The 25,344-nt window shown below is 69.7% G+C and carries 20 protein-coding genes; 15 read left to right on the forward strand and 5 right to left on the reverse strand.

Annotated features, from left to right (window positions below):
• Positions 1-22: 22 nt before the first annotated feature.
• Positions 23-1,087 (reverse strand): alanine dehydrogenase, encoded by a 1,065-nt coding sequence (ald, locus tag DEO45_RS03160; protein ID WP_114340860.1) that lies wholly within the window; start codon positions 1,085-1,087, stop codon positions 23-25.
• Positions 1,088-1,301: 214 nt separating this feature from the next.
• Here ald and trxB point away from each other — a divergent pair, with 214 nt between their 5' ends.
• The 3 genes from trxB (at position 1,302) to aat (ending at position 4,214) form a co-directional block, all read left to right on the forward strand.
• Complete coding sequence (gene trxB / locus DEO45_RS03165) at positions 1,302-2,267, forward strand: thioredoxin-disulfide reductase (protein ID WP_114340861.1); 966 nt, start codon at positions 1,302-1,304, stop codon at positions 2,265-2,267.
• A 76-nt stretch (positions 2,268-2,343) separates the two neighbouring features.
• Positions 2,344-3,489, forward strand: coding sequence for a GNAT family N-acetyltransferase (locus DEO45_RS03170; RefSeq protein WP_114340862.1), 1,146 nt, complete (start codon positions 2,344-2,346; stop codon positions 3,487-3,489).
• Positions 3,486-4,214: a leucyl/phenylalanyl-tRNA--protein transferase gene (aat, locus tag DEO45_RS03175; RefSeq protein ID WP_114340863.1), complete on the forward strand. Its 729-nt coding sequence runs from the start codon at positions 3,486-3,488 to the stop codon at positions 4,212-4,214. The genes DEO45_RS03170 and aat overlap by 4 nt, the downstream gene beginning before the upstream one ends.
• 4 nt (positions 4,215-4,218) lie before the next feature.
• Here aat and ispG read toward each other — a convergent pair whose 3' ends face one another.
• Positions 4,219-5,478 carry a flavodoxin-dependent (E)-4-hydroxy-3-methylbut-2-enyl-diphosphate synthase gene (gene ispG / locus DEO45_RS03180; RefSeq protein ID WP_114340864.1) on the reverse strand — a complete coding sequence of 420 codons (1,260 nt, stop codon included), beginning with the start codon at positions 5,476-5,478 and terminating at the stop codon, positions 4,219-4,221.
• A gap of 330 nt (positions 5,479-5,808) precedes the next feature.
• On the opposite strand from ispG, the gene ccoN reads away from it, so the two are divergent.
• The 7 genes from ccoN (at position 5,809) to ccoS (ending at position 11,850) form a co-directional block, all read left to right on the forward strand.
• Positions 5,809-7,275 (forward strand): cytochrome-c oxidase, cbb3-type subunit I, encoded by a 1,467-nt coding sequence (gene ccoN, locus DEO45_RS03185; RefSeq protein WP_114340865.1) that lies wholly within the window; start codon positions 5,809-5,811, stop codon positions 7,273-7,275.
• A gap of 129 nt (positions 7,276-7,404) precedes the next feature.
• On the forward strand, positions 7,405-8,055 hold the full coding sequence (gene ccoO, locus DEO45_RS03190; protein ID WP_114340866.1) for a cytochrome-c oxidase, cbb3-type subunit II: 651 nt from the start codon (positions 7,405-7,407) through the stop codon (positions 8,053-8,055).
• On the forward strand, positions 8,052-8,225 hold the full coding sequence (locus tag DEO45_RS03195) for a cbb3-type cytochrome oxidase subunit 3 (RefSeq protein ID WP_114340867.1): 174 nt from the start codon (positions 8,052-8,054) through the stop codon (positions 8,223-8,225). The genes ccoO and DEO45_RS03195 overlap by 4 nt, the downstream gene beginning before the upstream one ends.
• Positions 8,222-9,133 (forward strand): cytochrome-c oxidase, cbb3-type subunit III, encoded by a 912-nt coding sequence (gene ccoP, locus DEO45_RS03200; protein WP_114340868.1) that lies wholly within the window; start codon positions 8,222-8,224, stop codon positions 9,131-9,133. Before DEO45_RS03195 ends, ccoP begins: the two co-directional genes overlap by 4 nt.
• Positions 9,117-9,353 (forward strand): hypothetical protein, encoded by a 237-nt coding sequence (locus DEO45_RS03205; RefSeq protein WP_114340869.1) that lies wholly within the window; start codon positions 9,117-9,119, stop codon positions 9,351-9,353. Before ccoP ends, DEO45_RS03205 begins: the two co-directional genes overlap by 17 nt.
• Positions 9,350-11,611, forward strand: coding sequence for a heavy metal translocating P-type ATPase (locus DEO45_RS03210; protein ID WP_114340870.1), 2,262 nt, complete (start codon positions 9,350-9,352; stop codon positions 11,609-11,611). The genes DEO45_RS03205 and DEO45_RS03210 overlap by 4 nt, the downstream gene beginning before the upstream one ends.
• Positions 11,608-11,850, forward strand: coding sequence for a cbb3-type cytochrome oxidase assembly protein CcoS (gene ccoS, locus DEO45_RS03215; protein ID WP_114340871.1), 243 nt, complete (start codon positions 11,608-11,610; stop codon positions 11,848-11,850). Before DEO45_RS03210 ends, ccoS begins: the two co-directional genes overlap by 4 nt.
• Here ccoS and DEO45_RS03220 read toward each other — a convergent pair.
• Positions 11,747-13,729: an acetyl-CoA hydrolase/transferase C-terminal domain-containing protein gene (locus DEO45_RS03220; protein WP_428992421.1), complete on the reverse strand. Its 1,983-nt coding sequence runs from the start codon at positions 13,727-13,729 to the stop codon at positions 11,747-11,749. The two genes, ccoS and DEO45_RS03220, sit on opposite strands and share 104 nt — an antisense overlap.
• Before the next feature lie 66 nt (positions 13,730-13,795).
• On the opposite strand from DEO45_RS03220, the gene DEO45_RS03225 reads away from it, so the two are divergent.
• The 3 genes from DEO45_RS03225 (at position 13,796) to DEO45_RS03235 (ending at position 18,203) form a co-directional block, all read left to right on the forward strand.
• Positions 13,796-15,262 carry a phospholipase D-like domain-containing protein gene (locus tag DEO45_RS03225; RefSeq protein ID WP_114341301.1) on the forward strand — a complete coding sequence of 489 codons (1,467 nt, stop codon included), beginning with the start codon at positions 13,796-13,798 and terminating at the stop codon, positions 15,260-15,262.
• Between the two features lie 92 nt (positions 15,263-15,354).
• Entirely contained in the window at positions 15,355-16,707 is a 1,353-nt protein-coding gene (xseA, locus tag DEO45_RS03230; protein ID WP_114340873.1) for an exodeoxyribonuclease VII large subunit, read from the forward strand.
• A 65-nt stretch (positions 16,708-16,772) separates the two neighbouring features.
• Positions 16,773-18,203: an aldehyde dehydrogenase family protein gene (locus DEO45_RS03235; protein ID WP_114340874.1), complete on the forward strand. Its 1,431-nt coding sequence runs from the start codon at positions 16,773-16,775 to the stop codon at positions 18,201-18,203.
• A gap of 104 nt (positions 18,204-18,307) precedes the next feature.
• On the opposite strand, the gene DEO45_RS03240 is transcribed toward DEO45_RS03235, so the two are convergent.
• Positions 18,308-19,069, reverse strand: a complete 762-nt coding sequence (locus DEO45_RS03240; protein ID WP_114340875.1) for a YdcF family protein — start codon at positions 19,067-19,069, stop codon at positions 18,308-18,310.
• Between the two features lie 140 nt (positions 19,070-19,209).
• On the opposite strand from DEO45_RS03240, the gene DEO45_RS03245 reads away from it, so the two are divergent.
• Together DEO45_RS03245 and DEO45_RS03250 are read left to right on the forward strand one after the other, a co-directional pair.
• Positions 19,210-20,646 (forward strand): phospholipase, encoded by a 1,437-nt coding sequence (locus tag DEO45_RS03245; RefSeq protein WP_114340876.1) that lies wholly within the window; start codon positions 19,210-19,212, stop codon positions 20,644-20,646.
• Positions 20,647-20,806: 160 nt separating this feature from the next.
• Entirely contained in the window at positions 20,807-24,232 is a 3,426-nt protein-coding gene (locus tag DEO45_RS03250; protein ID WP_114340877.1) for a glycosyltransferase, read from the forward strand.
• 16 nt (positions 24,233-24,248) lie between these two features.
• On the opposite strand, the gene DEO45_RS03255 is transcribed toward DEO45_RS03250, so the two are convergent.
• Positions 24,249-25,133, reverse strand: coding sequence for an EamA family transporter (locus DEO45_RS03255; protein WP_114341302.1), 885 nt, complete (start codon positions 25,131-25,133; stop codon positions 24,249-24,251).
• Positions 25,134-25,344 lie beyond the last annotated feature (211 nt).

The following is a 25,344-nucleotide window of genomic DNA, read 5'->3' on the forward strand; positions in this document are numbered from 1 at the left end:
GGTATTCCTTTCCTGCCCAAGGTCAGAGCATACCTTGCAGCGCGGGGTGCACCAGCTTGCCGCCGTCGACATTGATGCCGCTGTTCAGCGGGCCGAACTGGCGCCATTCGCTGCCCGCGGCCAGGCGCTGCACGTACGGCAGGATCGCGGCGGAAATCGCCAGCGACGAGGTCTGCGGCACCGCTCCCGGCATGTTGGTCACGCAGAAGTGGGTGACGCCGTGCACGTCGTAGGTGGGCTTCTCCCAGGTGGTCGGCTTCGATGTCTCGAAGCAGCCGCCCTGGTCAATCGCGATATCCACCAGTACGCTGCCGGGCTCCATCGTCTTCACCATCGCCTCGGTGACCACGTGCGGCGCCCGGGCGCTGGGGATCAGCACCGCGCCGACCACGATGTCGGCATCGCGCACTTCCTCGGCCACCGACGACTCGTAGGCGTACAGCGCGGTGACGTTGGGACCCATCGCCATCATCTCGGCGAGGCGGTCGTGGCGCTTGTCGAACACCACCACGTTGGCGCCGGCAGCCGCGGCCAGCGCCGCGGCGTTGCCGCCGGCCGCGCCCGCGCCGAGCACCACCACCTTGCCGCGCGGAGTGGACGCCATGCCGCCGAGCAGCTTGCCCTTGCCGCCCTGCGGGCGATGCAGCAGGGTGGTGCCGAGCTGGGTGGCGATGCGACCGGCGATCACCGACATCGGCAACAGCAGCGGCAGCATGCCGTTCTCGGTCACCGACTCGAACGCCACGGCGGTGAGGCCGATGCCTAGCAGACGGCGGGTCAGCTCCGGCTCGGCAGCCAGGTGCAGGTAGCAGAACAGCAGATGGTGCTTCTGCAGCAGGGCCAGGTCGCCGGCGATCGGCTCCTTCACCTTGACGATCAGCTCGCCGGCCTCGTACAGCGCGGCCGCGTCCGCCACCACCGTGATCCCCTCCCTGGCATAGGCTTCGTCGGCAAAACCGCTGTTCAGGCCGGCGCCGGACTGGATGAACACGTCATGGCCGCGGCGTGCCAGGTCGGCGGCGGCGGCGGGAATCAGGGCGACACGCCCTTCCATCGTCTTGGTTTCGGAGGGAATGCCGATGCGCATGGAATAAGGACCCCTGTGGAAAGCTTGAACCCATCGCGCCATCGCCGCGGCCGTGCCGCCGATCTGCCGATGCCTTGAATCGGTGCCGCGTATTCCCCATTCTTCCGGGGTCGTGCGCTCCGTCGTCATCCCCGCTGCGGTCCGAAAGGAAACAGCCGCAGGGGCTGGAGCGAATAGCCACTCAAGTCACCCGAAAACCCCAAGGATTATAACCATGAGCGTCGCCCCCAGACACAGCCGCCTGCTGATCCTCGGCTCCGGCCCCGCCGGCTACACCGCCGCGGTGTACGCGGCCCGCGCCAACCTCAAGCCGACGATGATCACCGGTCTGCAGCAGGGCGGCCAGCTGATGACCACCACCGACGTGGACAACTGGCCGGGCGACGTCGAGGGCCTGCAGGGCCCGGCGCTGATGCAGCGCATGGCCGAGCACGCCGAGCGCTTCCACACCGAGATGATCTTCGACCATATCCACACGGTGGACCTGAAGCAGCGTCCGTTCCGGCTCAAGGGCGACTCCGGCGAGTACACCGCCGACGCGATGATCATCGCCACCGGCGCCACCGCCAAGTACCTGGGCATCGAGAGCGAGGAGAAGTTCAAGGGCAAGGGCGTGTCCGCCTGCGCCACCTGCGACGGCTTCTTCTTCCGCGACCAGGACGTGGTGGTGATCGGCGGCGGCAACACCGCGGTCGAGGAAGCGCTGTACCTGGCCAACATCGGCCGCAAGGTCTACCTGGTGCACCGCCGCGACAAGCTGCGCGCCGAGAAGATCATGCAGGACAAGCTGTTCGAGAAGGCTGCCGCCGGCAAGATCGAGCTGGTCTGGAACCACAGCATCGACGAGGTGCTCGGCGACCACACCGGCGTCACCGGCGTGCGCGTGAAGGACGTCAACTCCGGCGCCACCCGCGACATCGCCGCCACCGGTTTCTTCGTGGCGATCGGCCATACGCCGAACACTGGCATCTTCGAAGGCCAGCTCGACATGCACGACGGCTACATCAAGATCCACAGCGGCCAGCACGGCATGGCCACGATGACCTCGGTGCCCGGCGTGTTCGCCGCCGGCGACGTGGCCGACCACATCTACCGCCAGGCGGTCACCTCGGCCGGCTTCGGCTGCATGGCCGCGCTCGACGCCGAACGCTGGCTGGACCAGCAGACGCCGGCCGGCTGATGAAGCAGGAATGAGTGGAGAGGAGTGAGGAACGAGCGGTGGCATGGACCGTACCGCTCGTTCCACTCTCCATGCCATGCACGAGATCCGCTTCCACGACGCGATCGCCGAACTGCCTGCCGCGGAATGGGACGCCCTGCGCGCCGAGGCAAACCCGTTCGTGTCGCACGCGTTCCTGCACGCGCTGGAGCACAGCGGCTGCATCCGCCATGACTGGGGCTGGCAGGCGCATCACCTGGGCCTGTACGAAAGCGGCCGCCTGCTGGCCGCCGCGCCGCTGTACCTGAAGGGCAACTCGCACGGCGAATTCGTGTTCGATTGGAGCTGGGCGCGCGCCTGGGAGCGCGCCGGCGGCGAGTATTACCCGAAGCTGCTTTGCGGCGTGCCCTACTCGCCGGTGCCCGGCCCGCGCCTGCTGGCGGGCGACCACGCGCGCACGCCGTCGCTGCAGCGCGCACTGGTCGCGGCCATGCGTGGCGAGGCCGAGCGGCTGGGGCTGTCGTCGGTGCACGCCAACTTCCTGCAGGGCGGTGAACTCGCCGCGTTCGGCCACGACTGGCTGGCACGCTCGGACGTGCAGTTCCACTGGCACAACCGCGGCTACCTCGATTTCCCGGACTTCCTCGCCGCGCTCAGCCACAAGAAGCGCAAGAACATCCTGCACGAGCGCCGCCAGGTGGCGGCGAGCGGGCTGGCCATCGAGTGGCGCGGCGGCGACACGCTCGACGACGACGAGTGGCGCCGCGTGCATGCGCTGTACGAGGCCGCCTTCGACGCCAAGGGCAACCACGCGACGCTGACCGCGGCGTTCTTCCGCCGGCTCGGCGGGCTGGGGGCCACGGCGCAGCTGGCGCTCGCCCGGCACGACGAGACCATCGTGGCGATGGCGTTGTTCGTGCAGGGCGACAACGTGCTGTACGGACGCTACTGGGGCGCCGCGGTGGACGTGCCCGGCCTGCATTTCGAGCTGTGCTACTACCGCGGCATCGAATACGCGATCACGCACCAATTGGATCGCTTCGAACCCGGCGCGCAGGGCGAGCACAAGCTGGCGCGCGGCTTCCTGCCGGTACGCACGCATTCGCGCCACTACCTGGTGAACCCGGATTTCCGTGGCGCCGTAGCCACGGCGCTTGCCAGCGAGGCCGAAGCGGTCGACGCTTATGCCGCCGAGCTGCAGGACCACAGCCCCTACGCCGATCGCGGCCACCCGGAACGATGATGCGCCTGCCGCTGCTGGACCCCGACGAGCCGGATCGCTTTCCCGATCCGGGCCACGCGCTGGCCGATCCGAACGGCCTGCTCGCGTTCGGCGGCGACCTGTCGCCGCGGCGGTTGCTGGCAGCGTACCGGAAAGGCATCTTTCCGTGGTTCGGCGAGGGCGAACCGATCCTGTGGTGGTCGCCCGACCCGCGCTGCGTGTTCCCCACCGCGGCGCTGCGGATCAACCGCAGCCTGCGCCGCCAGCTCCGGGACAAACCATGGCGACTCAGCGTCGACCACGCCTTCGAACAGGTCATCCGCGCCTGCGCCGCGCCGCGCGCCAACGACTCCGGCACCTGGCTGGTGCCGGCGATGCTCGACGCCTACGTGCGGCTGCACAAGCTTGGCCACGCCCACAGCGTCGAGGTATGGGACGGTGAACGGCTGGTCGGCGGCATCTATGGCGTGGCCGTCGGCCGGCTGTTCTGCGGCGAATCGATGTTCAGCGCCGAGAGCGGCAGCTCGAAGCTGGCCCTGGTCGCGCTGGCGCAACTGCTGCACGAGATGGATTTCCCGCTGCTCGACGCCCAGGTAAGCAACGCGCACACGCTCGGCCTCGGCGCGATCGAGATGCCACGCATGGAGTTCCTGCGGCAGGTCGCGCAACTCGGCCGGATGCCCGGGCTGGCCGGCAGCTGGGCCGACTTCACGCCGCGGCTGCTGCAGCCCGGCGCCGGCGGCTGAGTTGTCAGCCGGCCCGCGCGCTGTACTTGCGGGCCACGTAATCGTCGAGGATCCCCACGAACTCGTTCGCGATGTTGTCGCCGCGCAGGGTCATCGCCTTCTCGCCGTCGATGAACACCGGCGCCGCCGGCGCCTCGCCATTGCCCGGCAGCGAGATGCCGATGTTGGCGTGCTTGGACTCGCCCGGGCCGTTGACGATGCAGCCCATCACCGCCAGGGTGAGGTTCTCCACGCCGTCGTACTTGATGCGCCATACCGGCATCTGCTCGCGCACGTGTTCCTGCACGGTCTTGGCCAGTACCTGGAAGAACTCGCTGGTGGTGCGCCCGCACCCCGGGCAGGCGGTGACCAGCGGCGTGAACGAGCGCAGGCCCATGGTCTGCAGCAGTTCCTGCGCCACGATCACCTCGCCGGTGCGCGAGGCGCCCGGCTCCGGCGTCAGCGAGATGCGGATGGTGTCGCCGATGCCTTCCTGCAGCAGCACGGCCAGCGCGGCGCTGGACGCGGTGATGCCCTTGGAACCCATGCCGGCCTCGGTCAGGCCCAGGTGCAGCGCGTAGTCGCAGCGCGCGGCGAGGTCGCGGTATACCGCGATCAGTTCCTGCACGCCGGAGACCTTGCACGACAGGATGATGCGCTCGCGCGGCAGGCCGATCTTCTCGGCCAGCGTGGCCGAATCCAGCGCCGAGCGGATCAGCGCCTCGCGCGCCACGTGCGAGGCGTCCCACGGGTCGGCGCGGCGCGCGTTCTCGTCCATCAGCGCGGTGAGCATGCCCTGGTCCAGCGAGCCCCAGTTCGCGCCGATGCGCACCGGCTTGCCGTACTGGATCGCCTTCTCGATGATCGCACCGAACTGGCTGTCCTTCTTCTTGCCGAAGCCGACGTTGCCGGGGTTGATGCGGTACTTCGCCAGCACCTCGGCGCAGGCCGGCTCGCGCTCCAGCAGCTGGTGGCCGTTGTAGTGGAAGTCGCCGACGATCGGCACCTCCACGCCCATCATCGCCAGCCGCTCGGCGATCCGCGGCACCGCCGCGGCGGCGGCCGGCGTGTTGACCGTGATGCGCACCAGCTCGGAGCCGGCGCGGGCCAGCTCGGCGATCTGTTTCGCGGTGCCGGCCGGATCCTCGGTGTCGGTGTTGGTCATCGACTGCACCACCACCGGCGCTCCGCCGCCCACCGTTACCTTGCCGATCTGCACGGCCACGCTGGGCCGGCGTAGCGCCGGCGCGGCCGGACGCGGTTTCTGTGCAGCGATCTCGCTCATGGAATCAACCGGAATGCAGGCTGCGAGGGCTCGCAGCGATGCAACAAGGATACCCGATCGTGCCTGCCGCCCTGTGACAAATCGGCGCATGCCGGCACCGCCACGACACGCACCGGATCGGGCGGCTCCGGCACCGGCGACGGCATCGCCATGAAATGCCTGCACAATCCCTCGACGCGCCGTTCGCCAGTATCGGGCGCCTGCCCGCGGCGAGGCCGCCGCAGGGGCCACCAGGGGGACAGGGGCGGATTGCCGCAGTCGCTTGATCGAAGTCATGACGGCCGTCCATGCTTCACGCCAGAATGCGCCGATATCTTCCCGGGGAAGTCCATGCCGAACACCGAGTATTACAACGACAAGGTCGTGCGCCAGTTCCTGCTGGCCGCAGCCGTGTGGGGCATCATCGGCATGTCGGTGGGCGTGTACATCGCCGCCGAGCTGATGTGGCCGGCGCTCAATTTCAACCTGCCGTGGATCACCTTCAGCCGGCTGCGCCCCGACCATACGTTCGGCGTGATCTTCGCCTTCGGCGGCTCGGCGCTGATGGGCACCTGCTACTACGTGGTGCAGCGTACCGGCCATGCCCGGCTGGCCTTCTCCAAACTGGCCGGGTTCACGTTCTGGGGCTGGCAACTGGTCTGCGTGCTGGCGATGACCACGATGCCGCTGGGCATCACCCAGAGCAAGGAATACGCCGAGCCGGAATGGTTCGTCGACATCCTGATCGCGGTGGTGTGGGTGAGCTTCGGCGTGGTGTTCTTCGGCAGCCTGGCGCGCCGGCGCATCAAGCACATCTACGTGGCGAACTGGTACTACGGCGCCTTCATCATCGCGGTGGGCCTGCTCCACATCGTCAACAATCTCGCCATTCCGGTGTCGATGACCAAGTCCTACCCGATCTACTCCGGTGTGGTCGACGCGATGGTGCAATGGTGGTACGGCCACAACGCGGTGGCGTTCTTCCTCACCGCCGGCTTCCTCGGCATGATGTACTACTTCGTACCGCGCCAGGCACAGCAGCCGCTGTGGAGCTACCGCTTCTCGATCGTCAATTTCTGGGCGCTGATCTCGGTCTACATGTGGGCCGGCTCGCACCACCTGATGTATACCGCGCTGCCCGACTGGGTGCAGTCGGTCGGCATGGCGTTCTCGCTGGTGCTGCTGATGCCCAGCTGGGGCTCGGCGGCCAACGGCCTGCTCACCTTCAACGGCTCCTGGTACAGACTGAAGAACGACCCTGCCGCGAAGTTCATGGTGATGTCGCTGGTGTTCTACGCCGCCGCCACCTTCGAGGGCTCGATGATGGCGATCAAGACGGTCAACTCGTTGTCGCACTACACCGACTGGACGATCGCCCACGTGCATTCCGGCTCGCTCGGCTGGGTCGCGATGATCACCATCGGCTCGCTGTACGCGATGGCGCCGCGTGCGCTGGGTCGCCCGGAGATGTATTCGCACAAGGGCATGGAAGTGCATTTCTGGCTGCACATGATGGGCACCCTGCTGTACGTGGGCGCGATGTGGACCGCCGGCGTCACCGAAGGCCTGATGTGGCGCGCCACCCAGCCCGACGGCGCGCTCACCTACGGCTTCCTGGACAGCCTGATCGCGATCAAGCCGATGTACCTGATCCGCTGGATGGGTGGCGTGCTGATCCTGTCGGGCATGGTGGTGATGGCGTGGAACCTGTGGCACACCGCTGCGGACGCGCGGGCACGGCTGATCAAGCCGATTCCGGTGCCGGTCCCCGAACCCGTGCCGCACCAGGTGCCTGCACCGCTGCCCGCCGCCGGTTGAGAGGGGGCTGACCGATGCGCTCGTCCATGATCGCCGCTTCGATCAAGTCCTTCTTGCGTGGCGGCAAGCCGGCCCGGCAAATCCAACAGAGGCCATCCATGGCCGCACTTTTCAAGTAGAGCTCACACCATGGCCTACAAGCATTTCGAAGCAATCGAGAAACACGCCGGCCTGCTCGGCATCGGCATCGCGATCATGGTGTCGCTGGGCGGGCTGGCCGAGATCACGCCGCTGTTCGTCGAGGCGCACTCGCTGAAGGCCCCGCCGGGGGTGCACCCGTACGACCCGCTGCGGCTGGCCGGCAAGGATGTCTACGTGCGCGAGGGCTGCTACCTGTGCCATTCGCAGATGATCCGCGCGCTGCGCTTCGAGACCCAGCGCTACGGCCACTACTCGGTGGCCTCCGAGTCGGTCTACGACCGTCCGTTCCAGTGGGGCTCCAAGCGCACCGGCCCGGACCTGGCCCGCGTCGGCGGCAAGTATTCCGACGACTGGCAGCGCATGCACCTGATGAACCCCCGCCAAGTCGTGCCGCAGTCGAACATGCCCGGCTACCCGTGGCTGGCCGACAAGAAACTCGATGCCGCCGACATCCAGGCGCGCATGCGCGTCCTGCGCAAGCTGGGCGACCCCTACTCCGATGCCGACATCGCCGCCGCGCCCGCCGCCGTGGAAGGCAAGACCGAGATGGAGGCGCTGATCGCATACCTGCAGGGCCTCGGCATCCGCAACGAACCCGATCCCGCCGCCACGCCGGCCAGCACCGGGGGTGCGCCATGAGCCCGGTGTGGGGGCATGTCGCCGGGGTGCTGATCCTGCTGATGATGTTCAGCTTCATCGGCATCTGGATCTGGGCGTGGCGCAAGTACCACAAGCCGGTGTTCAACCGCATGGCGCGCCTGCCGATGGAAGACGAGCCTGAAGCCGACGTCGAGGAGGATCGCCCATGAGCACGGGATGGTCGTTTTGGGTGATGTTCCTGGTGGTGCTCAACATGGGCATCACGTTCTTCCTGTACCTGTGGGGACCGCGCGCGAAGATCCCCACCCTGCCCGACGGCACCAGCGGCCACGTCTGGGCGCACGGCGTGCTGCGCGAGGGCGTGCGCCCGTTGCCGATGTGGTGGGTGCTGTTCTCTGGCGCGATGTTCGTCGCCGGCTTCGTCTACCTGGCGCTGTTCCCCGGCTTCGGCAACTTCAAGGGCGCGCTCGGCTGGACCTCGCACGGCGAACTGGCCAGGCATGTAGCCGCCAACCGGGCCGAGCTGGCACCGCTGATGGACCGCTTCAAGCTCTATTCGGTCGAGCAGCTGGCCAGCGACCCCGACGCGCTGCAGATGGGCAAGGTGCTGTTCGAGGACAACTGCGCCGCCTGCCACCAGCGCAGCGCGAAGGGCAACGTGGCGCTCGGCGCCCCCGACCTCACCGACAACGACTGGCTCTATGGCGGCAGCGGCAGCGACATCACCACCTCGATCCACGACGGCCGCAGCGGCGTGATGCCGCCGTGGGCCAGCCTGGGCGCGGACAACGTGAAGAACCTGGCACAGTACGTGCTCAGCCTGTCCGGTTCGCCGCACGACGCCGCCAGGGCCGCCGCCGGCCAGCCGCTGTTCGCCACCTGTGCCGCCTGCCACGGCGCCGACGGCAAGGGCAACCAGGCGCTGGGCGCGCCCAATCTCACCGACCACATATGGCTGCACGGCGGCAGCGTGGCCGACATCGAGAAGACCATCGGCGAAGGTCGCCAGGGCCACATGCCGGCGTGGAGCCCGCGTCTGTCCGACGAGCAGATCCACGTGCTAGCCGCCTACGTCTACCACCAGTCGCACCAGACCAGCGATGCCAGCCGCCAATGATCCCGCCATCCGCAGCACCGCGACCTGGTATCGCCAGCCGGTGCTGTGGCTCGGCATCGCGGTCTTCCTGGCGTCGCTGGCCGGCTGCGTCTGGATGATCGTGCTCGGCGCCCGCCACGCCGACACGCCGCTGGACACCCCGCATACCGTGTTCGGCGTGCCAATCGCGCCGCACAGCGCCGCCAGGCCACACAGTCCGCCCCCGGGTCCGCCGCGGTGAACGCGAATGCGGCATGGGCTCACCCGCAGCTCGCCGCGCAGGTGGTGCGCACCCGCCGCGACGGCGCCAGCGAAGTCGCCCTGCGGGTCGAGTCGCTGCACGACCCGCGTCAGGTGCTGTGGCTGGAGCAGCGGATCCGCGCGCTGCCCGGCGTGCGGCGCGTCGCCATCGACCGGCCCGCCCGGCGCGTGCGGGTGGTATGGGACGCCCGGGGCACCTCGCTACCGACCCTGCTCGACAATTTCGACGCCGCACACTGCCCGGCGCAGCCGCTGCAGCACGACAGCATCGACGATGCCCGCTCGCATGAGCAGCATGACGCGCTGAAGCACCTGCTGGTGGCCGGCATGTGCTCGATGCAGGTGATGACGTACGCCTTCGTGATCTACATCGGCGTGGTCGATTTCGTCGACTTCAGCACGCGCAACCTGTTCCGCTGGCTCGGCCTGCTGACCAGCCTGCCGGTGGTGTTCTACTCGGCGCAGCCATTCTTCACCGGCGCCGTACGCGAGCTGCGCGAGCGCCGGCTCGGCATCAACCTGCCGGTGGCGCTGGCGGTGGTGCTGGTATTCGCGGCCAGCGCGTTCAACACGTTCCGCGGCAGCGGCGAGATCTACTTCGACTCGGTGACCATGTTCGTGTTCCTGCTGCTCGGCGGACGCTACCTGGAACTGCGCTCGCGCCACCGCAGCGGCGCGCTCGGCGACGCGGTGATCGACGCCACTCCGCTGCTGGCGCAACGCCGGCGTGCGGACGGCGCGCTGGAAACCGTCGCCGCGATCGCCCTGCTGGCCGGCGATCGCGTGCACATCGCCGAAGGCGCCGCCGTGCCGGCGGACGGCGTGCTGGAAAGCGCCGGCGTGCAGGTGGACGAGGCCTTGCTGTCGGGCGAGTCGCGCCCGGTACGGCGCCAGCGCGGCGAGCGGCTGATCGCCGGCAGCCTGCTGCTGTCCGGGCCGGCCGAGCTTCGCGTCGAGTACAGCGGTGCCACCACCACGGCGGCGCGGCTGGGCACGCTGGCCGCCCGTGCGCGGCAGGCACGCGTGCTGGCGACGCCGAACGACCACGAGGTCGGCCGCTTCGTCGCCCGCGTGCTGTTGCTCACCGTGCTCACTGCGCTGGGCTGGCTGCTGGTCGATCCCGCCCGCGCGTTCGAGGCCGCGGTGGCGGTGCTGGTGGTGGCCTGTCCCTGCTCGTTCGCGCTGGCCCGGCCGGCTGCGCTGACCCGCGCGCTCGGCGTGCTGGCCGCGCGCGGCGTGCTGGTCACCGACAGCAAGGCGCTGGCCACGCTGGCCCGGGTCGACTACGCGCTGTTCGACAAGACCGGCACTCTCGGCGTACCGCAGTTGGATCGCCACGATATCGAAGTCCTGCGCGGCGGCACGCCGGAGCAGGCGCTGCAGCTGGCCGCCGCGCTGGCCCACGAAAGTTCGCACCCGCTGGCCCGCGCGCTCGCCGACGCGGCCCGCCAGCAGTCGCTGCCGCTGCTGGCGCAATCGGTACGGGTCAGCGCCGGAGCTGGCATCAGCGGCGAGGTCGACGGCCGCGCGCTGCGCCTGGGCCGTGCCGATTTCGCGCTGGCGCCCAGCGGCCACCAGGTGCCGGCCGAGATCGCCGACGCGCTGGTGCTGGCCGACGCCGTCGGCGCGATCGCCGCCTTCCACCTCGCCGAGCAGCCGCGCGCCGAGGCCCGTCGCCTGCTCGACGCGCTACGCGCCGACGGCGTCGCCGTCGCCATCGCCAGCGGCGACCACGCCGCCCGCGTGGCCGCGCTGGCCGACCGGCTCGAGGTCGCCGACCGCCACGCGCGGCAGTCGCCCGAGGACAAGCTGACCCTGCTGCAGGCGGCGCACGCCGCCGGCCACGTCACCCTCGCCGTGGGCGACGGCAGCAACGACGCCCCGGTGCTGGCCGGTGCCGACGTCTCCGCCGCTCTGGCCTCGGGCACCGAACTGGCGCAGGCCCACGCCGACCTGCTGCTGCTCGACGGCCACCTCGGCAGCCTGGCCGATGCCCGCGCGATCGCCCGCCAGGTGCAGCGGATGACGCGGCGAGGGCGGCGCTGGTCGCTGTGGTACAACCTGGCCGTGGTGCCGTTCGCCGCGTTCGGCCTGGTGACGCCGTGGCTGGCCGCGATCGGCATGTCGCTCAGCTCGCTGCTGGTGGTGCTGTACGCGCTGCGCGTCGGCAACGACTACAACGCCGACCAGGCCAGCAACTCCGGCCCCACGCTGCGCACGCGCGAGCTGCGCGCATGAACATCCTGCTGGTGCTGATCCCGGTCACCACGCTGATCGTGGGGGTCGGCGTGTGGCTGTTCTTCTGGGCGGTCAACCACCAGCAATTCGACGACCTGGACAGCCCGGCGGTCCTGCCGCTGATGGACGACCCGGCTACGGACCCGATGGCGGAGCGGGCGGCGCCGCTCGATCCGCCGGCGCCACCTGACGCAACGCCGCCCGCAGCAGGCGACGCTGCAGACGATCGGCCAGTCTGAGCGGGCCGGCCAGGCCCATCCGCGCCAGCGCTTCGGCCTCGCCGTCCGCCGCTTCACCGGGTCGGATCACCGCGCGCAGCAGGCGCCAGCGGCCACGCCAGCCGCCGCTGGCGGCCTTCAGCCATTCCAGCGCCGGCAGCAGGCGCTGCTCGACCGCGGTGAAGTCGCTGCCGAACGGAAACGTCGGCAGCAGGCCCTTGTGGCGGAACGGTGCCAGCGCCTGGTGCAGATGGCGCGGATGGTGGCGGCGCCACGCCTCGGGGATCGCGAAATCCGCCGCCAGCTTGCCGTGCGCCTTCGCCTGCGCGCACAGCGCATCGAGGAAGCGCGCGTCGGCGATCGACAGCATCGCCTCGACGCATTCGCTGTCGCTCTTGCCGCGCAGGTCGGCAACGCCGTACTCGGTGACGACAAGATCGCGCAGGTGGCGCGGGATGGTGGTCTGGCCGTAATTCCAGCGGATGTTGCTCTCGATGCCGCCGCGGCCCTGGCGGGTGGCTCGCAACAGCAGCACCGAGCGGCCGTCCGGCAGCTCGTGCGCCATCGCCACGAAGTTGTACTGGCCGCCGACACCGCTGACCACGCCGCCGTCTTCCAGGGTGTCGGACACCGCCGCGCCGAGCAGGGTCGCCATCATGCAGGTATTGAAGAAGCGCGCGCCGCGCCGTTGCAGCGTCGCCAGCGCCTGGTGGTCGCCGTATAGCTGGTTGACGTTGGACACCGCGCACATGTCGATCGCATCCGGATCGGCCGCCTCGGTGGCGTCGAGCCAGTCGTACAGCTCGCGCGAACCGAGGAAGAACGCGCCGCGCAGGTAGTGCCCGCCGGGAGTGGATGGACTCGGGCGGCCATCAGCGGCAGCGCGCTCCAGCGCCAGGTCGTCCCAGCTGCGCCGTTTCAGGATGCCGGCGCGCTGCAGGTGCATGAAGCCGTCCATCACCATCTCGCTGGCGCCGTACAGGCCGGCCCCGAACGGCGCCAACCCGCCCAGCTGGCCGGCCAGTGCGTGGGTGGCGCCGCCCGGGTCCAGCGCCACCAGCGCGCGCCGCCACAGGGTGTTGTCCTGCTGGCGCAGCAGCAGGGATTTCACCAGCGCATCGGACAGCGTGCCGATGCCGACCTGCAGGCAGCCGCCGTCCCTGACCAGCGCACTGGCATGCAGCCCCAGCGCGTATTCGACGAGATCCACCGGCAGCCGCGGCAGCGCAAACAGCCGTGGCGAATGTTCCGGGCGCAGCTCCACGTCGAAATACGCTTCGGCCACCTCGGCGTCGCCGCCCAGGTACGGCAGGTCCGGATGCACCACCGCCACGCACAACGGCCGCCTGCCGGCCAGTTGCGCCTGGCGCAGGAAATCCAGGGTCAGGTCAGGGTTGCAGGACAGGCTGTAATGCACGCCGTCAGGCCCTTCGCGCCGCGCCACCAGTTGCACCAGCAGGTTGATGTCCTGCATCGCCAGGTCGCGCGCCACGTGGGTGTAGTTCTGGCTGATGTAGTTGCGCTGGGCGCTGCCCGAATGCAACAGCGCGCCGGACTGCATGTAGAACTCGTGCACCTCGACGTTCGTGGGCAGCGCATTGCGCGCCTGGTCGAGCGCGTACTGCGGGTCGATCGCGTCGGCGCCGAAATGGCGTTCGACGAACGGCCCGAGGAAACGCTGCTCCAGCCCCGGCGCCGGCTGCGGCCGGGTCAGCGACAGCGCGGTGTACAGGCGCATCGAACGGGAGGCGTCGGCCGCAATCCGGCGGTACAGCGCGTTGAGCAGCCCGTGCGGTTTGCCCAGGCCCAGCGGCGCGGCGATGCGCAGGTGCGGCCCCAGTTTCTCGACAAGCTGGCGCGCGCAGGCATCGGTGTCGATATAGCGGTGCTCGATCGGCATGCGCGCGATCATGCCAGAAGCCCCATGATCGCGACGCACCGTTGGAGCATCGCCTACACTCGGGCCATGCCCATGCCGCTGATTCCCTCCACCCCGAGCCGTCTGCTCGCCGAACAGGCGCTGAGCCGCACCGCCGGCGCGCCGCTGCTCGGCGGCAACGCGGCCGAATGGCTGATCGACGCCGCGGCGCACTACGACGCCTGGCTCGCTGCGATCCGCAGCGCGCGTGGCCGCGTGCTGCTGGAGAACTACATCATCCGCGACGACGAGGTAGGCCGCGCATTCCGCGACGCCCTGGTGGAGCGGGCGCAGGCCGGCGTGTCCGTCGCGGTGGTGGTCGACTGGCTCGGCTGCCTGGGCCAGTCGCGCAGCGCGTTCTGGGCGCCGCTGCGCGCGGCCGGCGGCGAGGTGCGGGTGTTCAATCCGCCGCAACTGGGCCAGCCGTTCGGCTGGATCAGCCGCGACCACCGCAAGCTGCTGGTGGTCGACGGCATCCACGGTTTCCTCTCCGGCGTGTGCATCAGCGCGAAATGGCTGGGCGACCCGCGACGCAAGGTGCCACCGTGGCGCGACACCGGCGTGGCCCTGCGCGGCCCGGCGGTGGCCGAGCTGGAGGCCGCGTTCGCGCAGAGCTGGGCCGAGACCGGGGCGGCGCTGGCGCCGTTCGCCGCGCAGCCGGACGCGGCCGCGCCGGCCGGCGAGGTGGCGCTGCGGGTGATCGCCACCCAGCCGTCCACCGCCGGCATGTACCGGCTCGACCAGCTGATCGCCTCGATGGCGCGCAGGACGCTGTGGCTCACCGACGCGTACTTCGTCGGCCTGGCGCCGTACGTGCAGGCGCTGGTGGCGGCATCGCGCGACGGCGTGGACGTGCGCCTGCTGGTGCCGGGCAGCAGCGACGTCCCGGTGGTGGCGGGCATGTCGCGCGCGGGCTACCGGCCGCTGCTGAAGGCCGGCATCCGCGTGTTCGAGTGGAACGGCTCGATGCTGCACGCGAAGACCGCGGTGGCGGACGGCCAGTGGGCGCGGGTCGGCTCCTCCAACCTCAACATCGCCAGCTGGCTGGGCAACCGCGAGATCGATGTGGCGATCGAGGACGCCGGCCTCGCCGCGCAGCTCGCCGCGCAATACGAACAGGACCTGGGCAACGCGACCGAGATCGTGCTGGCCCCGCGCCGCCGCCGGCACGGCAACGGCAGCCGCGAACAGGTGCGCAGCAGCGCGGCGCGGCCGTTGCGGGTGCGCCACGGCGGCGGCAGTTCCGGCCGCGCCGCCGCCGGTGCCCTGCGCATCGCCAACAGCGTCGGCGCCGTGCTGGCCAACCGTCGCGTGCTCGGCGACACCGGCAGCGGCCCGCTGTCCATCGGCACCCTGGCATTGGCCGTGCTGGCGGTGGTGGCCTTCCTGTGGCCGGCCTGGATCGGCTGGCCGCTGGGCGCCTTCGCCGCGTGGCTCTCCTTCAACCTCGGCATCCGCGCCTGGCGCGTGCGCCGGCGACACCAGCGCGAACTGCGCGAAGCCGGCGACGACTGAAGCTCCACGCTTCAGGCTGTTCCTGCACTTCACGCGTCAAGCGGATGTTTTTTCACGACTTGATACCGACCGCATGCTAGGCTCGCGCCCTTATGCAAGCGCCGTTCGACGACTCCACACCACGCCATGTCCTCACCCCCAGCTCGCTCAACCGGCTGGTGCGCGACCTGCTGGGCGACGCGCTGCCGCTGGTGTGGATCGAGGGCGAGCTGTCGAACGTGGCCAGGCCCGCCTCCGGGCACCTGTACTTCACCCTGAAGGATAGCGGCGCCCAGGTGCGCTGTGCGATGTTCAAGCCTAAGACTGCCGCGCTGCGCTTCCGGCCGGCCGACGGCATGCAGGTGCTGCTGCGCGCCAGGGTCGGCCTGTACGAGCCGCGCGGCGAGTTCCAGCTGGTCGCCGAATACATGGAGCCAGCCGGCGAAGGCGCGCTGCAGCGCGCGTTCGAGCAGCTCAAGGCCAGGCTCGATGCCGAGGGCCTGTTCGACGCCGCGCGCAAGCGTCCGCTGCCCCGCTTTGCGCGGCGCATCGGCGTGATCACCTCGGCCACCGGCGCGGCGATCCGCGATGTGCTCAGCGTGCTGGCGCGACGCTGGCCGCTGGCCGAGGTCGAGGTGCTGCCGGTACCGGTGCAGGGCCGCGAGGCGCCGCCGGCGATCGTGGCGATGCTGCGCAAGGCATCGAGCAGCGCGCGCTACGACGTGCTGCTGCTGACCCGCGGCGGCGGCTCGCTGGAGGACCTGTGGGCGTTCAACGAGGAAGCGGTGGCGCGGGCGATCCATGCCAGCCCGGTGCCGGTGGTCTCCGCGGTGGGCCACGAGATCGACTTCAGCATCGCCGACTTCGTGGCCGACCTGCGCGCCCCCACGCCATCGGCGGCGGCCGAGCTGCTGGTACCTGACGCGGCGGCAACCGCCCGCCACCTGCGGCAGTTGCAGCAGCGCGTGGCCACCCTGCAGCAGCGCCGGCTGCAGGCACAGGCGCAACGCGTCGACCACCTGCTGGCACGGCTGCAGGCGCAACGCCCGCAGGCACGGCTGCAACGCGATCGCGAACGGCTGCAGAATCTGCAGCGCCGCCTCACCGTCGTGCTGCGCGAGCAAGCCCAGCTGCGCCGCACACGGCTGGAGCGGCTGCATGCGCGTCTGCTGGCACAGCATCCGCGCACGCGCCTGCCGCTGCTGACGCGCCGCCTGAGCGAACAGGACCTGCGCCTGCGGCGCGCCATCGCGCACATCCTCGAACGCCGGCAGACCGCGCTGCGCCACGCCGGCCACGCGCTGCATGCGGTCAGCCCGCTGGCCACGCTGGAACGCGGCTACGCGATCCTGTTCGACGCGGAGGGCCAGGTGCTGCGGTCGGCAAGGAACGTTGCCGTCGACACGCCGCTGCACGCCCGCCTCGCCGACGGCGAGTTGCCACTGCGCGTCACCGGCGACGACTGAACGGCTCACACGTACTGAACACGGCATGCCTTTATGCTGGCGCGATCCGCTCCGGGACAAAGTCCATGCTCAGGAAAACCTACCCCTACTACCTCGCCAGCCGGCCGCAGACATCGAAGCAGATGCTGGACGTGCGCGACAAATTCAGCGGCAAGGTCGCCACCCGCGTCGCCGTACCCGACGCGAAAGCCACTGAAAAGGCGATCGCCGCCGCGGTGCAGGCGGCGAAACCGATGCGCGAATTCAAGCCGTGGGCGCGGCAGGCGGTGCTGCAGCACTGCGCGGCCCGCTTCGTCGAGCGCCGCGACGAGCTGGCCGAGGCGCTCTGCATCGAGGCGGGCAAGCCGATCAAGGATGCCGCCGGCGAAGTGACGCGGCTGATCGAGACGTTCCGCATCGCCGCCGAGGAGTCCGTGCGGATCAACGGCGAGACGCTGAACCTGGAACTGGCCGCGCGGCTGGACGGCTACCACGGCTACACCAGGCGCGTGCCGATCGGGCCGGTGTCCTTCATCACGCCGTTCAACTTCCCGCTGAACCTGGTGGCGCACAAGGTGGCGCCGGCGCTCGCGGCAGGCTGCCCGTTCGTGCTGAAGCCGTCGGAGAAGACACCGATCGGCGCGCTGGTCATCGGCGAGGTGCTGGCCGAGACCGACCTGCCGCGCGGTGCGTTCTCCATCCTGCCGCTGGACGGCGCGCATGCCGCGCCGCTGGTGGAGGACGAGCGCTTCAAGCTGCTCTCTTTCACCGGCGGACAGGTCGGCTGGCAGCTCAAGGCCCGCGCGGGGCGCAAGAAGGTCACGCTGGAACTGGGCGGCAACGCTGCATGCGTCGTCGACGCCGACCAGGGTCCGAAACTGGACAAGGTGGTGGCGCGGCTGATCTTCGGCGCGTTCTACCAGTCCGGCCAGAGCTGCATCGGAGTGCAGCGCATCTATGCCCACGCCGACGTGTACGACGCGCTGAAGCGCAAGCTGGTCGCCGCCACGAGGAAGCTGAAATCTGGCGACCCGAAGGACGGCAGCGTGTTCCTCGGCCCGATGATCGACGAGGCTGCCGCCGAGCGCCTGCACGGCTGGATCCTCGAGGCGAAGAAGGGCGGCGGGAAAATCCTCTGCGGCGGCAGGCGCAGCGGCAACATGCTCGAGGCCACCCTGATGGAGAACGTGCCGGCCGACGCGAAGGCGAACCGCATGGAGGCGTTCGGGCCGTTCGCCCTGCTCGCCCCGTTCCGGAAGTTCGACGAGGCGATCGCCATGGTCAACGACTCCGACTACGGCCTGCAGGCCGGCATCTTCACCGACAGCCTCGACCATGCGATGCGCGCCTGGAGCGAGCTGGAACAGGGCGGCGTGATCGTCAACGACATCCCCAGCTTCCGCGTGGACAACATGCCATATGGCGGCGTGAAGTTGTCCGGCCTGGGTCGCGAAGGCGTGCGCTACGCGATCGAGGACATGAGCGAGGTCCGCCTGATGGTGATGCGCGAGTCCTGATTGCGGGAGCGTGGTGCGTCCCACGGCCCATCGCGTCGTACCCGCCGCAAGGGCGGGCAATGCCGGCCGATCCATCGCCAAACAGCCGGCGGGCAGTGCCCGCCCTACAGTGCGCCAGGTTTCGTCGCCTGCACGTTCCAGCCCATCGCGTTGTACACGTGGTAGCGCATGATGCCGGCGTACTCGTGCAGGGCCACGTCGGCCATGGCGAAGTTGTAGGACAGCGGCAGCCAGGACGGCATGCCGTCGACGTAGTCGGCGGACACCGGCACGGCGTGGATGCCGAAGTGCGCGAAGTACAGCATGCCGCGGCGCAGGTGGTAGGCGGACGACACCAGCAGCACGCGATCGGCACCATACGCCTTCAACAGCGGGCCGCTGAACTGCGCGTTCTGCCAAGTATTCATGCTGCGCGTTTCCAGCAGCAGGTCGACGGCATCCACACCCAGCTCTTGCAGGTCGCCGGCGTAGACCGCCGCCTCCGACCGGCCTACCCCGAGCGCATCGCCGCCGCTTGCCTCGACCTTGCACTCGTGTCCGGCCTGCCGGCATGCGCGGTACAACTCCACAGCCTTGCCGATGCGCCCGTAGCCGAACAGGCTCGCCTCGACCTCGCCGCTGCCGGCCACCCGCACCGCACCGGCGCCCAGCAGCACGATCGCATTGCGCTGGCCCCAGGCGACGGGTGCCGCTTTCACATAATCCGATTGCAGTCGCGCAAGGAGCCAGATCGGCAGCGGCCCGCACCCAACCGCCAGGAACAGGACCATCGCCAATGCCAGCAGCACTTGGCTGCAGCGGCGCCACTTCAACAGCGCCAGCACACCGGCAAGCACGATCAGGATCAGCAGCATGTTTGCGGTCATGGACAGAGCCGGTGGAGATGGCGGGGCGCCGATGTCATTATGCCGATACGCCGCACCGCCGCACGGGCCGCATCGCCATGCGTCATGAGCCCACTGTCGCGGACCCTTGATGGACCGGGCCATTGCACGGGAGCTGAGCCATGACCACCCTCGTCTTCGTCCACGGCTGGAGCGTCACCTCCACCGCCACCTACGGGCAGCTGCCGCGGCAACTGCAGCAGCAGGCGGCCGCGGCCGGCCTGGCGCTGACCCTGGCCGACATCTGGCTGTCCGAGTACGTGAGTTTCGACGACGCGGTGACCATGCCCGACCTGGTGCGCGCGTTCGACCACGCGCTGCGCGACCTGCACCTGCTCGACGCCAGCTTCGCCTGCGTCACCCACTCCACCGGCGGCCCGGTGGTGCGCGAGTGGCTGCGCGCACAGAGCGACATGCCGGGCACGCACAGCACGATCCGGCTCAGCCATCTGGTGATGCTGGCGCCGGCCAACTTCGGCTCCGCGCTGGCGCAGCTCGGCAAGAGCACGCTGGGCCGGCTCAAGGCCTGGTTCGCCGGCGTGGACCCGGGCCAGCGCATCCTCGACTGGCTGGAACTGGGCAGCGCGGCATCGCTGTCGCTCAACCTCGACCACATTCACGGCGACGACCCGGCCCAGCGCGGCCAGTATCTGTTCGTGCTCACCGGCGACCGGCCCGACCGCACGCTCTACGACCACCTCAACAGCTATACCGGCGAGGACGGCTCCGACGGCGTGGTGCGCATCGCCGCAGCCAACCTCAACGCCCGGCATGCCGTGCTGTCGCCGCCGGCCGGCGGCAGCGGCGGCGACATACTGGCGCTGAACCTCAGCCATGGCCCGCGCTGCGCGTTCAAGCTGATCGCCGGCGCGGCGCATTCCGGCGACGAACTGGGCATCATGGCCAGCGCCGCACCCGCCACGACGCAGGCGATCCTGCGCTGCCTGCAGGTGCGCAGCGCGAACGATTACGGAGCGCTCTGCGACGCGTTCGAGCACGAGAACGATGCGCGCGACGCCGACAAGGTCGAGCTGGAACCCGCCGGGCTGTTCGCGCCGCGCGTGCATATCCACGATCCGCGCAGCCTGCTGATCGTGCGGCTCGGCGACGAAGCCGGCGAGCCGCTGACCGGCGCCGGCTTCCTGCTCACCGCCGGCACGCCGGCCAGCCCGGACCTGTTGCCGGAAGGCTTCATGCTCGACCGCCAGGCGAACTCGAAGCAGCGCACCACCATCTCGCTGTTTCTCGACCACAGCCTGCTCGCCGGCGACGATCGCGTGGCCGACCCGCGCAACAGCCGCAAGACGCTCCGCCCCGCCGTGGCCAGCCGCCAGCCGTACGGCGCCAGCGTGCAACCGCTCGACCTTGGCGGCCTGGTGCACCACGCGCTGGCGCAGAGCGCCGCCGGCGACGACCTGCTCGCCATCCTCGGTCCGCACCAGACCACCGTGCTCGACGTGGTGCTGCCGCGCAAGATCCACGAGGGCGTGTTCCGGCTGACGCGGAACCTCGCACCGGAGGACTTCAGCGAGCCGGTGGCGGGCCCGGTGATCGGCTAGCGCCGGCCGGGAGGGCAACGCGCGCTGACCGGTTCCGTCGCCCTGCTGCGTGGAGGCATGCAGATCGGCGATACTGCGCACCTGCGGTTCTGCGTCGGCTTCCGGCGGCTCCGGGACCAACGCCGATTCACTTCGTGGCATACGCCGAGCCAGCCCTGGCATGCAAAAGAAACCGATCTTCTTCGACCCCACCGGCCGACGCGCCATCCATGTCTCGCGGGTGGCGCTGCTCGCCGGCGTGCTCAGCACGCTGCTCGCGGCTGCCTGCGCGATCAGCCTGTTCGTCTGGCCGAGCATGACGGGGCTGCATATCGGCGAACACAACCGCACCCGGCATGCGCTGGCCAACGTGAAGGCGGCCGATCCGGAGCTGCTGAAGCCGGCGGCGAAACTGGCCGCCGAAGTGCGCGCCCGGCAGAAGCTGCTGCACCCGCCGCGCACGCACGCCGGCAAGGCCGCTTCCGCGCATGCGCCGCCGCCGTCGCTGGACAAGCCGGCCGGCCGGCCGCTGGCGATCGGCTTCTACGTCAACTGGGACGACAGCAGCTACGCCTCGCTGAAGCGCACGCTGCCCACGCTGGACTGGGTGATCCCCACCTGGATGAGCGTCAGCGGCCCCGACATGGCGCTGCACACCAGCGTCGACGCCAAGGCGCTGAACCTGATCCGCTCGAAGAAGCCGTCCACGCCGATTCTGCCGTTGCTGCAGAACGCGGCGAACACGCAGTGGGACGGTCCCGGCCTGGCACGCATGCTGGCCAATCCCGCGTTGCGCCAGGCGCGCATCGCGCAGATCGTCGAGTTCCTTGCCGCCAACCGCTTCCAGGGCGTGACGGTCGACTTCGAGGAAGTGCCTACCGAGGCCCAGCCGGATTTCAAGGCGTTCCTGTCCGAGCTCAGCGATGCATTCAGCCCGCATGGCTGGGGCATCGTGCTCTCGGTGCCGTTCGATGAAGCCGGCTGGGACTACACCGGCTATGCCGCCATCGTCGACTTCGAGCTGCTGATGGCCTATGACCAGCACTGGGCCGGCAAGGATGCCGGCAGCATCGCCGGCGCCGACTGGTTCGAGCAGAAGCTGGACGAGCGCATGAAGGAGCTCGACCCCGACCATACCATCATCGCAATCGGCAACTACGGCTACGACTGGTCGCACGGCAAGAACGCCGAAACGCTGACCTTCCAGGATGCGATGGATCGCGCCTCCGATGCGCAGGCCGACGTCACGTTCGACCCGGACACGCTGAACCCGCATTTCTCCTACAGCGAGGACGACGGCAGCGCGCACCAGGTCTGGTTCCTCGACGGCGTCACCGCCTACAACCAGATCCATGTCGCCGACGACTACAAGCCCTACGGCTACGCGCTGTGGCGTCTGGGCTCGGAGGATCCTTCAGTATGGTCGGTGCTGGGCCGCCCCTACGGAGCCGCGGCACCGCCGGAGCTGCGCACGATCGGCCAGGGCGAGGACATCGACATCGAGGGCCAGGGCGAGGTGCTGGAAATCGCCTCGGAGCCCTCCCCGGGCGCACGCACCCTCGAGCTGGACAAGGACGACGGCAGCGTCGTCGACGAGAGCTACACCGCCCTGCCCAGTTCCTACGTGATCCAGCGCGCCGGCACCCTGCCGCACAAGATCGCGCTGACCTTCGACGACGGCCCCGATCCGGAATGGACGCCGCAGATCCTCGACATCCTCAAGGCCAAGCAGGTGCCGGCGACGTTCTTCATCATCGGCGCGAACGCCGAGATGTCGCCGAAACTGGTGCAGCGCGAGGTCGCCGAAGGCCACGACGTCGGCAACCACACCTTCACCCATCCCAATCTCGGCGACAGCCCGCCCGGTATCGTGTCGCTGGAACTCAACGCCACCCAGCGCCTGTTCGAGGCGCTCACCGGCCACTCGATGCGGCTGTTCCGTGCGCCCTATTTCGGCGACGCCGAACCGACCACCGCCGACGAGCTGGTGCCGATCGGCATCGCGCAGAAGATGGGCTACATCTCGGTCGGCCTGCATGTCGACTCGGAAGACTGGCAACGGCCCGGCGCGGACAAGATCGTCGACAACGTGCTGACCCAGGTCGCCGCCAGCAACCCGGAGCGCACCGGCCAGGTGGTGCTGCTGCACGACGCCGGCGGCGAACGCTCGCAGACGATAGCGGCGCTGCCGCGCATCATCGACGGCCTGCGCGCCAGGGGCTATGAGTTCGTCACCGTGTCGACGCTGGCCGGGCTCACCCGCGAGCAGACCATGCCGCCGCTGCCGCCGGGTTCGCTGTCGCGCTGGGCCGATCGCTCGGTGTTCCTCGCGCTGGGCTGGCTCGGTCACCTGATCCGCTGGCTGCTGACCGTCGCCATCACGCTGGGCGTGGCCCGGCTGCTGCTGCTCGGCGGCCTCGCCCTGTTCAACCGGGCGCAGGAGCGTCGGCGCGCGAAGCCGGCGCTGCCGGACGATCCGCCGCTGGTCTCGGTGCTGATTCCCGCCTACAACGAGGAAAAGGTGATCGTCAGCTCGATCCGCCGCATCCTCAAGAGCCGCTATGCCAACCTCGAGGTGATCGTGGTCGACGACGGCTCCACCGACGCCACCTCGGCGGTGGTGCGCGAGCACTACGCCAGCGAGCCGCGCGTGCGGCTGATCAGCATCCCCAACGGCGGCAAGGCGCACGCCGTCAACACCGCCCTGCGCGAATCGAAGGGCGCGGTGGTGGTGGCGCTGGACGCCGACACCCAGTTCGAGCCGCACACCATCTCCCACCTGGTGCGCTGGTTCGCCGATCCGAAGGTCGGCGCCGTCGCCGGCAACGCCAAGGTCGGCAACCGGATCAACCTGATCACCCTGTGGCAGGCACTGGAATACGTCACCGCGCAGAACCTGGAACGCCGCGCGCTGGCCGCGCTGGGCGCGATCACCGTGGTGCCGGGCGCGGTCGGCGCCTGGCGGCGCGAGGCACTGGAACGGCTCGGCGGCTTCCCCGCCGACACGCTGGCGGAGGACCAGGACCTCACCATCGCCGTGCAGAAGGCCGGCTACCACACCCTGTTCGACGCCGAGGCGATCGCCTGGACCGAAGCGCCCGACACGTTCCGCGGCCTCGCCCGGCAGCGTTTCCGCTGGGCCTACGGCACCTTGCAGTGCCTGTGGAAGCACCGCGACGCCACCTTCAACCCGCGCTACGGCGCGCTGGGCACGGTGGCGCTGCCGCAGGTGTGGCTGTTCCAGATCCTGTTCTCGGTGGTGTCGCCGCTGGTCGACCTGGTGCTGGTGTGGCAGATCGTCAGCACCGGCATGGACTACCTTCAGCACCGCAACCAGTTCGACGACACCAACCTGCTGCGGATGCTGGTCTTCTACGCCGCTTTCATGGCGGTCGACCTCGGCGCCTCGGCGCTCGCCTTCGCGATGGAGAAGAAGGAGCGCTGGAGCCTGCTGTGGTGGCTGGTGCTGCAGCGCTTCGGCTACCGCCAGCTGATGTACTACGTGGTGGTGCGTTCAGTCTGGACCGCCATCCGCGGCCCGTCCGTGGGCTGGGGCAAGCAGGAGCGCAAGGCGACGGTGAACGCCAGCGAGGAATTGAAGTCGTGAGCGGCGACTGCGGATCCTAGTTCGCCAGCGGCTCGGTCAGCGTGGGCCGCTGCACGCTCAACGCGGTACCCGCCGCCGCCACGATGATCGCCCCGATGGCCAGCCACTGCAGCAGGCTGAGCCGCTCGCCCAGCAACGCCACGCCAGCCACCGCCGCGACGGCCGGCTCCAGGCTCAGCAAGGTGCTGAACGTGCGCGCAGGCAACCGGGTCAGCGCGACCATTTCCAGCGAATACGGCAACGCGGAGCTGAGCACCGCCACGCCCAATGCATACGGCAACAGCGCCGGCGACAACAGCGCGCTGCCGGCATGCGCGACGCCGAACGGGATCGCCAGCAAGGCGCCGATCGAGGTGCCCAGCGTCACTGCATCCGCGCCGTGGGCTGCCCCCGCCTTCTTCCCCAGCACGATGTACAGCGCCCAGCCCACGCCAGCGGCCAGTGCGTACACCACGCCCACCGGATCGAGCGTCTGCACCTGCCCGCGCAGCGGCAGCAACAGGGCCAACCCGGCCACCACCAGCGCGATCCAGGCGAAGTCGAGCAAGCGGCGCGAACCAAACAGCGCCAGCGCCAGCGGCCCGGTGAATTCCAGCGCCACCGCGATGCCCAGCGGGATCGTGCGCAGCGACATGTAGAACACCAGGTTCATCGCCCCCATGGAGAGGCCATATCCCCATAACGCGCTCCAGTCGCGCCGGGTGCCAGACCGGCGCCACGGCCGCCGCCACAGCAGCAGGATCAGCGCGCTGAGCCCCAGCCGATAGGCCGTGGCTCCCTGAGCGCCGACCTGCGGGAACAGGTGCTTGGCCAGCGACGCGCCGCACTGGTACGAGACCATGCTGATCAACAGCATGCCGATCGCCAGCGCGAGCGGAGCAACGGCGGAGCGTGGTGACATGAGTGCGGCCATGGCGGGAGACCCTGCCATGATGCGCGAAGACTCCGGCGCAGCCCACCATGCCGGCCCTCCCGCCGCCGCCATTGCTGACAGCGCCTGACAGCAATGCGCGGCGCCTGCCGCGGGCGACGCGCGGATACCGCCGGCCACGCGCTCATCCGCATGATTGCTGCGCCCTGCGACCCATGGCCTCTGCGCAGAAACATCCGAT

Source organism: Rhodanobacter denitrificans (genome assembly GCF_003335105.1).
Classification (GTDB): Bacteria; Pseudomonadota; Gammaproteobacteria; order Xanthomonadales; family Rhodanobacteraceae; genus Rhodanobacter; species Rhodanobacter denitrificans_A.

What these genes read in the sequence shown, in the direction of transcription:
- DEO45_RS03205 (WP_114340869.1), top strand. Translation starts at nt 9,117, where the DNA reads ATGCCAGCCGCCAATGATCCCGCCATCCGCAGCACCGCGACCTGGTAT.
- aat (WP_114340863.1), top strand. Translation starts at nt 3,486, where the DNA reads ATGATGCGCCTGCCGCTGCTGGACCCCGACGAGCCGGATCGCTTTCCC.
- DEO45_RS03195 (WP_114340867.1), top strand. Translation starts at nt 8,052, where the DNA reads ATGAGCCCGGTGTGGGGGCATGTCGCCGGGGTGCTGATCCTGCTGATG.
- ccoP (WP_114340868.1), top strand. Translation starts at nt 8,222, where the DNA reads ATGAGCACGGGATGGTCGTTTTGGGTGATGTTCCTGGTGGTGCTCAAC.
- ald (WP_114340860.1), bottom strand. Translation starts at nt 1,087, where the DNA reads ATGCGCATCGGCATTCCCTCCGAAACCAAGACGATGGAAGGGCGTGTC.
- DEO45_RS03170 (WP_114340862.1), top strand. Translation starts at nt 2,344, where the DNA reads ATGCACGAGATCCGCTTCCACGACGCGATCGCCGAACTGCCTGCCGCG.
- DEO45_RS03240 (WP_114340875.1), bottom strand. Translation starts at nt 19,069, where the DNA reads ATGACCGCAAACATGCTGCTGATCCTGATCGTGCTTGCCGGTGTGCTG.
- DEO45_RS03220 (WP_428992421.1), bottom strand. Translation starts at nt 13,729, where the DNA reads ATGCCGATCGAGCACCGCTATATCGACACCGATGCCTGCGCGCGCCAG.
- ccoO (WP_114340866.1), top strand. Translation starts at nt 7,405, where the DNA reads ATGGCCTACAAGCATTTCGAAGCAATCGAGAAACACGCCGGCCTGCTC.
- DEO45_RS03255 (WP_114341302.1), bottom strand. Translation starts at nt 25,133, where the DNA reads ATGTCACCACGCTCCGCCGTTGCTCCGCTCGCGCTGGCGATCGGCATG.
- DEO45_RS03235 (WP_114340874.1), top strand. Translation starts at nt 16,773, where the DNA reads ATGCTCAGGAAAACCTACCCCTACTACCTCGCCAGCCGGCCGCAGACA.
- ispG (WP_114340864.1), bottom strand. Translation starts at nt 5,478, where the DNA reads ATGAGCGAGATCGCTGCACAGAAACCGCGTCCGGCCGCGCCGGCGCTA.
- xseA (WP_114340873.1), top strand. Translation starts at nt 15,355, where the DNA reads ATGCAAGCGCCGTTCGACGACTCCACACCACGCCATGTCCTCACCCCC.
- DEO45_RS03225 (WP_114341301.1), top strand. Translation starts at nt 13,796, where the DNA reads ATGCCCATGCCGCTGATTCCCTCCACCCCGAGCCGTCTGCTCGCCGAA.
- trxB (WP_114340861.1), top strand. Translation starts at nt 1,302, where the DNA reads ATGAGCGTCGCCCCCAGACACAGCCGCCTGCTGATCCTCGGCTCCGGC.
- ccoN (WP_114340865.1), top strand. Translation starts at nt 5,809, where the DNA reads ATGCCGAACACCGAGTATTACAACGACAAGGTCGTGCGCCAGTTCCTG.
- DEO45_RS03245 (WP_114340876.1), top strand. Translation starts at nt 19,210, where the DNA reads ATGACCACCCTCGTCTTCGTCCACGGCTGGAGCGTCACCTCCACCGCC.
- DEO45_RS03250 (WP_114340877.1), top strand. Translation starts at nt 20,807, where the DNA reads ATGCAAAAGAAACCGATCTTCTTCGACCCCACCGGCCGACGCGCCATC.
- ccoS (WP_114340871.1), top strand. Translation starts at nt 11,608, where the DNA reads ATGAACATCCTGCTGGTGCTGATCCCGGTCACCACGCTGATCGTGGGG.